Origin of the sequence: Mariniflexile ostreae (assembly GCF_042427585.1) — a bacterium.
Classification (GTDB): domain Bacteria; phylum Bacteroidota; class Bacteroidia; order Flavobacteriales; family Flavobacteriaceae; genus Pseudalgibacter; species Pseudalgibacter ostreae.
The window spans coordinates 123,140-137,338 of the sequence record NZ_JBHMFC010000008.1 but is presented as its reverse complement, the minus strand read 5'-3'; the positions used below and the strand labels follow the sequence as shown (position 1 = coordinate 137,338).

Genomic DNA, 14,199 nt, shown 5'->3' with positions numbered 1-14,199 from the left:
AAATTTAGCTACAAATTAATAAATCTATTATATTTACAAAAGAAACTTCCGCTATAAGATCCTGAGAAGGGCTTCCGACCGGTAGGGAGGATTCGTTCAACACTATGTAAAATATTATTCGGATTATTTTCAGCATATCGGTTTTTTCAAATGCACTACAACGGTCTCGTGTATGAGTAGTAGTGGTTTTCTGCTCACAAACCTTTCGGTTTTGCATTGACCTTTGTTTTATGTTTATAATTTCGTTTTATCACTTAAGCCGCTATTACTTATACACATTGTTAGCCATTCGCCTTTTTTATCTATAAGCTTGTTTTACAAATGATATTCCTGAATTTTGCTTCATTGCTCTGAATTCACTTGATAACTCAGTCCAAGCAAGAACCTCATAAATAAACAGCCAAAATCTGTCAAAATCTGGTTTTAGTTTTCGAGCTATTTTTCTATAATCTGTTAGAGAATTGCCAAGTCTTTTTTCATACAAATATGCAAGAAGTAGATAAACAGTATCTTCAGACTTTTCTGAATTCTTTTTTAAATCCGTTAGTATTCCATCTAATTGAAAATTATATTTCAATGACCAAAATAAAGCGTAAGAGTTTGCTTCATAGAATCTCTTTTTCAAGCCGTATTCATAGATGTTTTGGGAAATATTCTTGATTTCGTTACTCGTTAAGTTATGTGGTTCAAAAACGTATTCGTCAAGTAAGTGAATTAAATAAGGAAACAATAAAACCAAATGATGAATTTGATTTATAAAATATTTTCTTGCATTTACTCCTATATGTTTTTTTGAAATGATTTTTATTGCATAGTTAAGTATTGCACTATCTTTTTTTTCATCGAGAAACAATTGAATTGTAAAATCAAGAAAAGCTTTTAGCTCTTTTAGCCTCAATGATTCCTTTCCTTGATGTTGATAAGTATTAGTGAAAATGTAGTTGTTTAACTTATTTACCCAATTTTTAACACTTGCTTGAGGTAATGGAACTATTTCTGACTTTTTGTCGTTTAGTTTAAGTTCATATTTTTTAAGTTCTTCTGATAGGTCAATTAGAAAGTTTTCTGCTTGTTCGTATGATTCAACATAACAAGTATAATCATCTATGAATCGTAAGAAGCTGTATCCTTTCTGAATTAATGATTTGTCTACTTTGGCTAAAATAATTTCCGAAATCAGATTAGAGACGTGCGGACCAATCAAAACGCCATTAGTTTCTCCATACTTTACATTTCTAGTGTAAAAATCTAATTGATTAAACCATAAATGAGAACCTCTATTAACTCTTAATTTGCAAAATTGCTTTCCTTTCAAAGCCCAAGGAATTGAATGGCTGTATATGCTAGGAAAAAAATTCGAAATATCAGCATTTACTAAATATTTACTTTTAATTAAAAGTTCTTCTTCTGGCGAATCATCCTTTTCGTAATTTTTATAATTCATTTCAAAAAGTGCACACGTATTGTCCATTTTTCTTAAATGAATTCTACTTACTTTATATTCTTGATTTCTAGTTTCAAATTCAAAGAATTTTTGAATCCGATTCCAATCTTGCGATATTGAATTGCAAAGGTTTGTATATGCAAATGGTTCGGGAATAGCCATAGGTCTTGGAATATTAATATTCCGCATACTTGAGTATCTAACATAATCTTTGTCTTTTACATTAGTTATTGGTAAAGCAAGAGTTTTGGTATAATCAAGAAAATCAGAACTTGTCAAGAATTTTGGGATTTTTTCAGCGAACATTCCACATCCAATAAGTCCATCATAAATTTCATTTGATGTTATTTCGTTAATGTAATCAGAGTATTTCAAGTTCGTTTTTTTTAGGTGATGGCTAACGGTCAAGTATAAGCGTAGTGCGGGGTTTCGGAGCTATTCACTTTCCGTCCACCGCAAAGTTTCTTAGGAGCAAAAATGCTCAATTTCATCCGTTTAGCCCGCATTACGCTTATACATTGTTGGGCGTAGGTTTCTCATTTCCATTTATTTACATGTTCAACTTTTTCTTCAAATTGTGCAGCTAACGATTTTACTCTTGACCTTAAAAGTAGTTTTCTTCCGTCAATTGTCCTTGTAAAAATCAAGTCGCAAGAACCAACAAGTCTTTCCCATTGATCTTTGAAGTATTCCGCTAAATTCTTATTTCTTCCAAGTACTTCAGGAACTGAATGATAGTCCTTTTGCTTAACAAAAAGCATAAACATGTTCTTTCTGATAATTACATATCTTGGATTATCAATTGGGGCGATTACTTCGTGAAGTGCATTTATAAAAGTTGATTTATCGAAAGTCGTCCCACCTTCTAAATGGCAATAAATGGCACCCCAATTGTCAACAGAGGTTTCCACCTTTAATTTTGAATAGTCGGTATTTATCACACCCGTTTTAATTAAAGAGTTTAGGAGTGCGTCTCCAATTTGTTGAATGTCCTTTGATATGTCTCTGTATTTTAGAAATAGTCTTAAAGTCTTAAATGTCAGTCTGCCGAAAATTAGCATTCCTATTGCTCCAAAAATTCCAAGGAAAAAATACAAGTCCTGTGTAGTTCTAATATTTCTAGCCGCTCTGCCAAGTCCTTGTAATCCTTCTAAACCAAAACCAACTAAGCCCGAGCCTAAAGTTGCCAATAGGTTACCAATTGTTTTATTTAAGTACATTGACTTAACGGCATTGTATTCCTTTTCTTCAGGGAATGGAATTTTGATTTCTTCAACAAGTGTCACGCCTGTTTCAAGTGCCGTTTTCCATCTTTGTTTTAAGTTTTCTCTGCTGCCTGCATAGGAAAACATTTCAACATTTTTAGTCTCCGCTTCTTCCTTATGATGAATGTTTTCCGACAAATTCAAACGTCCGATTCCGTTTTCAATTCCGGGTTCCTCTTGAAATGAAACACCAACAAAACTCCTAAAACGTCTTTTTAGTAAATCAAAATCGTCACCACCTGTTGTTGATGTCGGGTCGATACATGCTAAGTGCCAAATATTTCCTGTTTTATCGCCATTACCTTTTTGAGTTCTAATGGCTCTGCCACGCATTTGATTTGAAAGTACAAACGAACCAACAAAACTTGCCAAGATTAATGAATTGATAGCTGGGGCGTCCCAACCTTCACCAAGCAAAGATTTTGTACCTATCAAGACCTCAATTTCTCCCCGTTGAAAAATTTGAGTTACAATATGAACAATGTCGTGTTTAAGTCGCTCGGATTGGTTTATTAGAACATAAGTGTTGTCAAAAGGAACGGGACTTGAATTGATTTTAAAAATTCCATATTTCGCTGCTTTTGCTTCAAATGCTGCATAAGCACTAACGGGAATAATAATCGTAGAACCTGTGAGGACTGCAATTCTTTTATTCCCTTTGTTTGCTCGTCTTAGTTTTTCAAAGATTGGAATGACTCCAATTTTGTTCAGTTCGAGATTGTTTTCAGGTGCATTGATGAAAAATTCTTTTCGGATGAAGTCGGAAAGAATTACCAACCGTAAGTCTTTACCTAATTGTTTGTATTCGAAATCAACAATCTCTTTGATGCCATTTAGTTTGCTAATGCTTGAAGTCAAAAATCCTGTCACACGTTTATTGTGAGAAAAGTTAATTTGTCGTCTTTCAATTGCTCCGTATCTCCTAAGTCGGTTTTCAAGTGTTTTTTGATGTTCTTCAAATTTACTGAAATGCTCTTTTTCTTTGTATAGATAGAAATCTAAAAGCGTTTCAATCCATTCATAATCGAGTTTTGGGATTTGAAATTTCTTGTCTCCAATTACTTCAAGATGTGTTTCTGGTATTTCTTTATTGTTCGATTTTAGAAATATCAAGCAAGCTGAATAAAAGGAAAGATTGCTATAAATCCAATCCAAATGCTCCTTAGGGTTTTGCCAAATGGGATGTTGCTCCATTGCCTGAATAATGGTTTCATCATTTTTTATTTCTTGAAAAAGCTTTTCAATGTTCTGTCTGAAATCAACAATTTTTTGATTTTCTTTTTCTGTTGGCAAAGTAAAATGAACGTAATCTTGATGTGGGCATAAATCCCCTTCAATCACTAATTCTGGTACTGAAATTTCAGTATCAACTGGCCCGTTTAGGTCAATGTAGCGTTGCCATTCTGTGGCTGTAACGTCATAGGGTGGTGTAGCTGTCAAGCCAACAATAATTGGATCTAATTTATCTTTTACTTTTGTAAGGGTTTGCCACCAATCATTTTTTAAATGGTGAGCTTCATCCACAACAATAGTTTTGATGTTTTGAGCTTTTAGTCCACTTACAATTTTGTCAAGTTCTGAGTTAGTGGATTTGCCGTTTCCATTTTCTTCGTTTTCTTCTTCGTCATCAAATTCTTCTTCTTCAATTCTCCAATTGTTACAAGCTGCGTGTAGTCCTTGATAAGTTACAACGGTCATAAATTTTGGATTGCGAATATCTCTCGAAATCCAATCTGGTGTCAAGTTGGTTTGAAGAAAGAGTTCACAAAATCTTTGTATCCATTGGTTGCGAATTGCAATTGTCGGGGCAAGTATTAAAGTCGGTTTATTAAGTCGAATAGCAACTTCAAGTCCTAAAACGGTTTTACCCGAGCCTGGCGGTGCAATTACGTGTAGATGACGGTCAGTTAAGTGGTCTTGCAATTCGTCAAGCACTCGTTGTTGGTATTTTCTCCAACTATATTTGAATTTTATGTCTTTCGGATATTCTGTCAATCTGTAGTGTTGTTTTAACTTACGCCCAACGGTCTGGGCTATGATCAGTTGCGATTTCGTAAGGTTTTCTCTTTCAGTTTTCTCGCATCTTGACGCGAGGTATCGGGCCTCAATCCTCCAAAACCCGAGCAATTGATTATAGCCAATGTTAGCGAAACGGTTTTTATTTTTCCTCCGAGGGCCATCGCAAAAAAGCCAAGAATTTTGGATGGACCCGCGTCCCTGAGCGGACAAACCCATAATCCGTTTTTCCGTCCGGGCAAGGTCCACCAGTGTTTTGCCTGTATCCGGGTGCGAAGTCCGTTCGTTTTTTTTGTCCACCGATTCAAACTGTTCGCTAACACTTGTATATACGCAACCAGTTGCGTATATATTCTTTATATGTTCGTGTCAAACTTATTGTTTTTTAAAATAGTATCCAATGGACTTTCAATCTTTTTGTTGGAAATTCCTAATACTTGTGTGTATATCTCGGTCGTTTTAGAGCTGTGATGGCCTAACATCACCTGTATGTTTCTTAAATTCACGCCATTTTGTAGCAAATGTGTTGCAAAACTATGCCTTAACGTGTGTACGGTCGCCCATGGATTAATGTTACTGCTCGCCATGGCCTGTCTAAAAATAGCTTGTACACTTCTGGGGCTGTATTTTCCACCATCCTGACCTTCAAATAACCAATAGGCTGGTCTTTCTTTTTTATAGTACTCTCGTAAAAGTAAGAGTAAGGTATGGGAGAGTACCGTTTTTCTGTCTTTTTTGCCCTTACCATCTTTAATATATAAATATCCCGCTTTGGAATGCACGTCCCTAATCCTTAAATTTACAACTTCTCCTAAGCGCAATCCACTACTATATATGGTATACAATATGGTTTTATGCTTAATGTTTTTTGGGGCATTTATAAGTTTATATACTTCATCTGGGCTTAGAACATTAGGAAGAGTTTTTGTTTTTTTAGGACGTGTAATGTTATAATATTCTTTTGGTTTTTGGAGTACTTTTTCATAATACCATTTAATTGCATTTACGGCTTGGTTTTGTTTAACTTCAGAAATCTTAAACTTGTTGATAAGATGTGCCAGATAGCCTTCAATTTCGTCTTTGGTCAGTTCGTCAATTACAGCGTTTTCAAAAAATGTTAAGAAGTTAGAAAACTCGTGTTTATACGACCGAATGGTGTTTTGGCTATAGGCCTTCAGTATAAGCTTTTGCTCGTATTTTGCCATTAATAGTAAAGCCTTTTCAGAAAGTGCCAATGGGGTTACTGGAAGTGCGCGCGCTTCTGGTTTAAGTTCATAATGTGGGTGTAGAATCCGCTTGATTTCTTCTAGCTTTTCTGTGGTATTTACCACGCTCCACAGTTTTTGTTGTGGATGGTAAAAACTGGTGTTCACCAATTTAATCTGTGCTCGAAGTCCCGCCTCCTTAAAGGGGATAAAGATCTTGATGCGTCCGGCATTAGGTCTCGGTGAATATATTATAACCTGCATATTTAATTAATTTATATCAAAAATAAGTTTTTTAGCTATTGAGTGTAAGATGTTTATGGTATTAAGCGTATGTTTACCGTTAAATACGACTACAGTGGTGCGGATGGACAAAAAAGCTTGTAAAATTTGTAAAACGCCCTTAAAGGGAAGGAGCGATAAGATGTTTTGTAGCGCAACCTGCAAAGCTTATTATCATAATAAACTAAAGGAGGTTACCAACCGAGCTACCCTAGATACAGATAAGATTTTACACAGAAACCGTTCTATATTACTGGAAATTATGGGTAAAAATGCCACGCAGATCACCGTGCTAAAAACTGTTTTAGAAAAAAAGAATTTTAAGTTTAATTATATTACAGGGTTTTACGAAAATGCACAGCAAAAGCGCTATCATATTGTTTATGATTTTGCTTGGATGCATTTTAAAACTGGTGAAATATTGATTGTAAGACGAAAGTAATCCTTCCTAAACGATAATCCTCTTAACCTTTTTTTTGTTGAATCCATTAGTGGTCTGTAGTACCTATATGGGATATAATATTTATAGATTATCTGTGGCATAATAATTCGCTATTTGTAATACTAAACAATAACGTTGTAAATTTATAAGTTATTTATACTCATTCTAAACAATATTTAATAGTTTTGTCTACAGAGATGCAAAATATCAATTTTAGCACCCCATAAAAGGAATAATCCTTTTAAGGGGGGCTTACGTTGAATTTCTTTTTAAATTTGACTCAAGAATTTAAAAACAATGGCAAAAAACTCTCATAAACTTTAATTTTCATGAAAACAAAAACTGAATTTTCTACATTCATCAAAAATTTTGAAACCACACTACACCATTTATTTCATGAGGAAAGAGATATTGATCAATTAAGTTTGAAACGTGGCCTGCCTTCTGATATTCTAGAAAAAATAATGTATACAAAGCCATTATCTGTTGCTATTCCTACCGAATATGGCGGCCGTGGCGGACACGTAAAAGAATGTCTGGAGTTATTGTCTGCTGCTTCCTACGAGTCGCTTTCGCTTTCGTTAACCTTTGGGATTAACATCGCCTTGTTTTTAGAGCCCATTTCTAAGTATGCTGAAGCGTCTGTTAAACCCGGTATTTTTAATCGTTTTATGGAAAACCAAAATATGGGAGGCCTTATGATTACGGAACCCGATTTTGGTAGCGATGCTTTAAATATGAAAACCTTTAGTAAAGAAAACGAACTTGATTATACTATTAAGGGGTCTAAGCATTGGCAAGGGCTTACCGGTATGGCAGATTATTGGTTAATTGCCGCCCGGAAAAAAATGGACAATGGCGACCTTTCTCGGGATGTTGATTTTTTTATTGCTGATAATTCAAAAGAAAAACAACATATTATTGTTGAAGAAATTTACGATAATGCGGGGCTTTATATGATTCCTTATGGCTTAAACTCCTTAAATCTTGAAATCCCCAAAAAACAAAGACTGATTCCTGAGACAACAGGGATTAAAATGATGCTTGATATTCTGCATAGAAGCAGATTGCAATTTCCCGGAATGGGAGCTGGTTTTATAAAACGTATGCTAGACGAAGCCACTCAGTATTGTAAAAGTAGGCAGGTAGGTGCCGGGAATTTATTAGCGATGGACCAGGTACAATTTCAATTATCTAGAATCCAATCGGCTTTTACTATAAGTTCGGCCATGTGCTTAAGAAGTGCCGAGATAAGTGGTCTGGAACATAATTTGGCCACCAATGGCTTAGAGGCCAATAGTATGAAAACGGTAGTAACAGATTTAATGCATGAGTCGGCACAGATTTTAACACAGCTTTCTGGTGCAAGCGGTTATAGAATGAGCCATATTGGCGGACGAGGGATTATGGATAGCAGACCTTTTCAAATATTTGAGGGGTCTAACGAAATGCTGTACTCTCAAATTTCTGAAATGGTTACGCGTGCGATGAAGAAGAAAAAAACACCAAACCTATTGGCATATTTAAGTTCCTTGGAGCTTACGGCAGAGGCTAGTGGATATTTTAAAAAAGAACTTAATTTTACTATTTCCAGTACACTTACACAACGAAAACTGGTCGATTTGGGTAGGATTATTGCCAGAATAGTTAGTGTGGGCTATGTGTTGGACCTTGGGAGCAAAGGGTTTAGAAAAGATTTAATTGATAATAGCATCTTAATGGTACAACAGGAGGTGTCTGGCCTTTTTAGTTATTTTCATTTTGAGAACGCCACAAAAATCATTGAAGATTATTCTAGTAATAGCACTTGGTCAAAATTCGCATAGAAATTACAACTGGTTTGTGCTAGAACATAGTAGGGCAGGCTTAGCTTAAAGCGCTAATTGGTGTGCTATAACTTTATTGTATAAGTAAATGGATGCTTGTTTTAAGATGTTTTAAAAAAATAGATTGTTCTAAATAGTAAAACCCCATTTAAAAAAGGATTTTCGCCTTTTTAAATGGGGTTTTACATATAATATTGATGATGATCCTAAAAAAAAGAAGTTTAAAATAATGTAAACCAGTCAAGGCTTTATTCAATTGCTACCTCGTTTATTTTAAAACTTCATTACCTTTCAAAATAATTTTTTCTATATGGGCGAGAATACTCAAGAGCATAAAAAATATAGTTTTACACAAAAGGTCTGGATTGTTGGATTTATATTTTCTCTTATAGCGATTGTTTTATTGATTTTTGAAGCCACTTTCGATATTCTAATACTTGTTTTGGCAGGAACGCTAATTGCTTGCTATTTTCGAGGCTTAAGTGATTTTATAAAAGAAAAAACGAAATGGCGTAACCAGCTGACTTTGTTTATTGCTGTTTTCGGGTCTTTTATACTCACTTTGGGTGTGCTTTACCTTATAGGTGCTACGGTGAGTGGAGAGGCCTCGGAAATTAAAGAGAACTTCCCTTCTATGGTTGATGACCTAAAATCTCATTTAGGCCGCAGTGGTATAGGACGAGAACTATTAAGTCAAATTAGCATCATAACCGCTTCGGATGAGTTTCGAGATACAGCCTCTAAATTTTTTATGACCACCTTTAGCGGGGTGGCGAATATATATGTTGTTATAATTTTAGGGGTCTTTTTTACAATTACCCCAAACGTGTATATTCAGGGCATGATACAATTGGTGCCTCCAAAAAAAAGAGATAAAGCCGATGCTGTAATGGAGCATCTTGGTACAGGATTAAAAAAGTGGCTTTTTGGAAAATGTCTAGCAATGGGCGCTGTTTTTATTTTAACGGCTATCGGTTTGATAATTTTAAAAATACCTATGTGGCTCACTCTGGCCATTATGGCTGGATTATTAAATTTTATTCCGAATTTTGGTCCTTTGGCGGCTATGGTTCCGGCCATTCTTGTGGCTATTTCTGTAAGTCCGGAAAAAGCGATTATAGTAGCCATTATGTATACCGTAATTCAGCTTTTAGAAAGTAGTTTGATATCGCCACAAGCACAACAAAAACTTATTAAAATTCCGCCAGCACTAATTATTATAGCCCAAATATTTGTTGGAGCTTTAACAGGTATTTGGGGTGTAATATTTGCTACTCCATTAATGCTTATTATAATAATCTTAATTCAAGAACTTTATGTGGACCCCATGAATAGCAAATTGAAAAACAAAATGAGGCATGATAGTTAAGCTCTTATTATAGTTAGTTTAAAAAAAACAATTAAAATCATCCCCTTAAGTGCAGCGTACTTTAGCATTTATAAAACTGTTTTTTACAGGGCAGATGGTTATAACGTTTTGAGCCAGACCTTATATGTAATTTGAGATGTGAAAGATTGTTATTCGAGTTTTTAAATAGTACTATTCAAATTTATGCCCAATAATATAAAAGAGGGTTTGGGTAAGTGAACAAAGGATGTCTTTATGCTTTAAATTTAAAAGGCAATCCCATGACTTTTAAAATTCGGTTTCCCTTTTCCTTGGTTGCTGATGAAGTTTTTTTTTGAAGGGCATTTTATAACTCGAATGCTTTACCATTGGGTAGCAGGAGTTTGATAAGGGCAAAAGAGAAAGGTAGGGTTTTTATTTGATAGCATAGAGTCCTTTATAAGAGCTTCAAATTCTTACAAAACACATGGTGTAGCCTATAAAAAATAGGGGTTAAAGTCTTAAATTTGTTAAAAAAAATTAATTTGGGTCTACTTTTAAATCCTCAAGATCCCAGCCTGCTAATGTTGCACCAGCTTGGTAACTGCTTTCCATAAAATTTAAAATGTCCTGTTTGGGGTGCTCGCTTTTTAATAAGTCCTTATAAAGCAACAAAGCCATTGGACTACCGTTGGAATCTTGCCATTTTGCACTTTTAGGCTGAAGCGGTTCTTTTTCTATATGCTCAGGGGCTGGATAGGTATAAGAATAAAAAGCAGGTTCCTTTATATTATCGTCTCCAAACCAAAATCCAAAACTGATAAGTTCATGAGAATAGGCTTCCAATTCTACTTGAGAGGTAGTTTCCATGTTAGGGCCTCTATTTCCAGAAAAACGTGTTACAACCAAATCAAAATGATGCCAATAGATGTGCACGGGACAGGTTTTTCCATAAAATCTGCCACTAAATTCCTGGAAAATCATGTCGATTTTAAGTAAGATTTGCCAAGCGTTATGTACCGCACCCTTATCATAGCTATGGTGTTCTGTACAGGTGTTAAAAGGAGTGGTGTCAGATAAGTCAAAGGGTTTTTTTAAGATGTTAAACGGAATATTTAAATCTTTAAGAATGGCCTCTAGTTTTTTATAGAAGGCAGCTACAGAAAGCCCGTTTTCCATTTTAAACATGCGTTCTTCTCCTTTACTTGTAAATACCTTTAAATTATGATTGATAAAATCGAACAGAATTTCGAATGAAAAATCCTTGTATGGAATCGCTCGTGTAGTAATGCCTTTGGTCGTGGTATAGAGCGTCATGTGCCACCAATGATTTTTTTTGGGGTTTAAGGACAAGCGTAACTTACCTACGATTTGGAAATAGCGATGTAGTGTGTCTTTCGTATCTATCCATTCTGATAATGGGAATGCTGGAAATAGGGTTTGTTTGCTCATATTTTTATGTTTTAAGTAGCTTTTATCGTGGTAAACAGATAAGCTTATAAGTCATTATAACCTTTAAAATCAGGACTAACAATACGTTTCCATTCTGGATGTTTTTTTATATAGGCCCATACATAGGGACAAAAAGGTAATAATTTTATGTTCTTATCGTCAAGATAATGCAATGTTTTTTCTACAACGGCACTTGCAGCCCCTTTGCCGGATAGCTCGGGATCCGTTTCTGTATGGATTAAGGCTATTTTATCGCGAGACTCCTTATAATCGATGAAGGCATAATGACCTTGAACCTCGATTTCAAAGCGTTTTTTATTTTCGTTTTTAACTAATGGGATATTTAAGTATTCTGATTTCATATTTTTAATGCTTTGCTGTTTTTGCAATACACAGGCAACTTTTTGCCCAAAATAAAAATTGGGATTGATTTAAAAGTATTAAATCAATCCCAATGGAGCATGTGCTATTAATGCTTAATAAATTGCAAATCGATTGCCATTTGAATGGTATCGCTTACCACGATACTTCCTGCTTCAGTAACGGCATTCCAGGTAAGTCCAAAATCTTTACGGCTTATCTTTCCTGAAATTTCAAACCCAGCTTTCGTTTGGCCGTATGGATCTACGGCTACACCGTTAAAATCCATATCCAAGGTTACTTGTTTGGTAATGCCTTTAATTGTAAGGTCGCCAACAATCTTGTTGCCATCGTAAGAAGTTGATGTGAACGTTAATTCTGGATATTTTTCGGCGTTGAAAAAATCATCTGATTTTAAATGGGTATCTCGGTCTTGATTTTTGGTGTTTATCGAGCCAACTTTTGCTGTAAAACTGAATGAAGCATTTTTAAAGTCTTCATTTTCCGTTTCTACAGATGCATTAAAATCTTCAAAAGCCCCCTTTACGGTAGAAATCATCATATGCTTTACTTTAAAGCCTACTTCCGAGTGAGATGCGTCTACGTTCCATTTTGTTTTATTTTCCATGATCTTTTAAATTTATGTCTTTACGACGGTTAATTTTTATTTTTGATTATTAATTTACGAATTTATTTCCATTGGTACTTCCATTAAAAGGATTTCGGTATCGCTGTCTGCTTTAATATCCAAGGTTTCAACTTCCCATACACCAAAGCCATCCCTTTCATTTAGCGCTTGACCATTAATGGTAGCATCCCCTTTTAATATAAAAGCATAAACGCCATTATGCTTGGCATCGTTCAATACGTATTGAACGGCCTTGTTCTTGTCTAGGTTGGTTATATTAAACCAAGCATTTTGGTGCATCCAAATACCAGCATCATCTGCGTTAGGAGATATCACTTGTTGTAACTTGTTTTTACGATCGGCCTTGTTTAAGGTTATTTGGTCGTAACGCGGTGTCACATTTTGCTTATTTGGGATGATCCAAATTTGTAAAAACTTTACAGGTTTATCTGGATTGTTATTGTGTTCAGAATGCATCACTCCGGTTCCTGCACTCATCACTTGGATATCACCTTCGCTAATAATGGTTTCGTTACCCATATTATCTTGGTGTTTTAAATCCCCCTCAAGCGGTATGGAAATAATTTCCATGTTTTTATGAGGATGTGTGCCAAAGCCTCTACTTTCTGAAACTGTATCATCGTTCAATACCCGTAGTACGCCAAAATTCATACGTTCTGCGTTGTGGTAATTTGCAAAACTAAAGGTGTGCTTGGAATGGAGCCAGCCGTGATTAGCGTCTCCTCTTGTGTCTGCTTTGTGAAGTATTGTTTTCATAGTTTTTATTTTTTTATGGGGTAAAATGATACCCTTTGGTTTATAATTATGAACTGTAAAAAGAGGTATGAGGGGAAGTGGTGTTTGTTTCCAGGTTTTATGGTGCAAGGGCACCGGTAACATGGGTTTAAAAATCACTTCTAATACATGTTATACAATCCATATGCTTTGTATTAAAGTATGGTACAAAGATACATTAGGACAGGAGCCTGTGGAATATGAAAAAAAGGGAGAAACTTATGAAAATCCGATATGAGGTTGTTGTTTAAGACTTTATCTCGCTTTTCTTGAATTTTGAAGGTGATAGTGTTGTTTGTTTTTTGAAAAAGGCACTAAAATTAGCGGGTTCACTAAAACCTAATTCGTATGCAATCTCTTTGCTAGGTTCATCTGTAAAATAAAGCAGGCGTTTTGCTTCGGTTGTAATTCTAGCCTGAATATACTCTTTTGCTGTTTTACCTATTTTTTCTTTTACTATTCGGTTTAAGTGGTCTGGTGTTATATGGAGCTCATTAGCGTAGTATGTAGTAGAATGTTCTTTTCTATAATTATGGTCTACAGCATTTTTAAAAGCTTTAATGAGGTTGTTGCTAGGCGTATTTAAATCAAAATAAATGGGGTTAATAGTACATACATTATTACACTCAATAAGTAAGAGCTTTAAAAATGCACCTATAGATAGATACTTCATTACGGCATCACTGTTAAATAATTCGAAGATATTAGCTGCAAAGTTATAGATGGTATCGAACTGGTTGGCCTCGGGAACTAAGGGCGGACTTTGGCCATAGTTTTGAAAGAGATTCAAGCCATCGATAAATGATAAAGAAATCGAATTTTCTACTAAAAACTGATTTGAAAACGTCATCGCAAATCCGGTAGACATTTCTGTTTCAATCATTTGATGTACTTGTCCGGGCGCCACAAAATAAATTTGTCTATCGGATAAATCGTAAGTATTAAAATCAATCTTATGCTGTCCTTTTGCTTTGCTAATAATTAAAACCGTATAATAGTCATGTCTATGCGGTTCGTCAACTGCTCCACCATGTTTCTTGTAAATATCCTGCATTCTGGAAATGCCAAAACTCATGTTCTGGTTTTTAGAATTTACTTCTTGATAGGTTTTAACGGTATTCATTTTTAATGGCCTTAGCTTATAATATCCTCACCCA

General features: G+C 35.1%; 11 protein-coding genes. 3 read left to right on the top strand and 8 right to left on the bottom strand.

The genetic code is table 11. From position 1 onward, the window contains the following. Window positions 1–298: 298 nt before the first annotated feature. From ACFFU9_RS02685 to ACFFU9_RS02675, 3 genes are all read right to left on the bottom strand, one after another. A complete protein-coding gene (locus tag ACFFU9_RS02685) occupies window positions 299–1,819 on the bottom strand; it encodes an RNA-directed DNA polymerase (protein ID WP_379859823.1) in 1,521 nt (506 codons plus the stop codon). A 161-nt stretch (window positions 1,820–1,980) separates the two neighbouring features. Continuing rightward, on the bottom strand, window positions 1,981–4,704 hold the full coding sequence (locus tag ACFFU9_RS02680; RefSeq protein WP_379859822.1) for a DEAD/DEAH box helicase family protein: 2,724 nt from the start codon (window positions 4,702–4,704) through the stop codon (window positions 1,981–1,983). A gap of 377 nt (window positions 4,705–5,081) precedes the next feature. Continuing rightward, window positions 5,082–6,194, bottom strand: a complete 1,113-nt coding sequence (locus ACFFU9_RS02675) for a tyrosine-type recombinase/integrase (protein ID WP_379859821.1) — start codon at window positions 6,192–6,194, stop codon at window positions 5,082–5,084. 55 nt (window positions 6,195–6,249) lie between these two features. On the opposite strand from ACFFU9_RS02675, the gene ACFFU9_RS02670 reads away from it, so the two are divergent. From ACFFU9_RS02670 to ACFFU9_RS02660, 3 genes are all read left to right on the top strand, one after another. Continuing rightward, on the top strand, window positions 6,250–6,654 hold the full coding sequence (locus ACFFU9_RS02670; protein ID WP_379859820.1) for a hypothetical protein: 405 nt from the start codon (window positions 6,250–6,252) through the stop codon (window positions 6,652–6,654). Between the two features lie 329 nt (window positions 6,655–6,983). Next, window positions 6,984–8,480, top strand: coding sequence for an acyl-CoA dehydrogenase family protein (locus ACFFU9_RS02665; RefSeq protein ID WP_379859819.1), 1,497 nt, complete (start codon window positions 6,984–6,986; stop codon window positions 8,478–8,480). A gap of 310 nt (window positions 8,481–8,790) precedes the next feature. Further along, on the top strand, window positions 8,791–9,849 hold the full coding sequence (locus ACFFU9_RS02660) for an AI-2E family transporter (RefSeq protein WP_379859818.1): 1,059 nt from the start codon (window positions 8,791–8,793) through the stop codon (window positions 9,847–9,849). Between the two features lie 498 nt (window positions 9,850–10,347). Here ACFFU9_RS02660 and ACFFU9_RS02655 read toward each other — a convergent pair whose 3' ends face one another. The 5 genes from ACFFU9_RS02655 to ACFFU9_RS02635 form a co-directional block, all read right to left on the bottom strand. Continuing rightward, complete coding sequence (locus tag ACFFU9_RS02655) at window positions 10,348–11,259, bottom strand: DUF5996 family protein (protein ID WP_379859817.1); 912 nt, start codon at window positions 11,257–11,259, stop codon at window positions 10,348–10,350. A 44-nt stretch (window positions 11,260–11,303) separates the two neighbouring features. Beyond that, entirely contained in the window at window positions 11,304–11,621 is a 318-nt protein-coding gene (locus ACFFU9_RS02650; protein WP_379859816.1) for a GNAT family N-acetyltransferase, read from the bottom strand. Between the two features lie 107 nt (window positions 11,622–11,728). After that, window positions 11,729–12,247, bottom strand: coding sequence for a YceI family protein (locus ACFFU9_RS02645; RefSeq protein WP_379859815.1), 519 nt, complete (start codon window positions 12,245–12,247; stop codon window positions 11,729–11,731). A gap of 54 nt (window positions 12,248–12,301) precedes the next feature. Continuing rightward, the gene (locus ACFFU9_RS02640; protein WP_379859814.1) at window positions 12,302–13,024 is read right to left on the bottom strand and encodes a pirin family protein; all 723 of its coding nucleotides are present in this window, start codon (window positions 13,022–13,024) and stop codon (window positions 12,302–12,304) included. A 265-nt stretch (window positions 13,025–13,289) separates the two neighbouring features. Continuing rightward, on the bottom strand, window positions 13,290–14,165 hold the full coding sequence (locus ACFFU9_RS02635; RefSeq protein ID WP_379859813.1) for an AraC family transcriptional regulator: 876 nt from the start codon (window positions 14,163–14,165) through the stop codon (window positions 13,290–13,292). Between the last annotated feature and the right edge of the window lie 34 nt (window positions 14,166–14,199).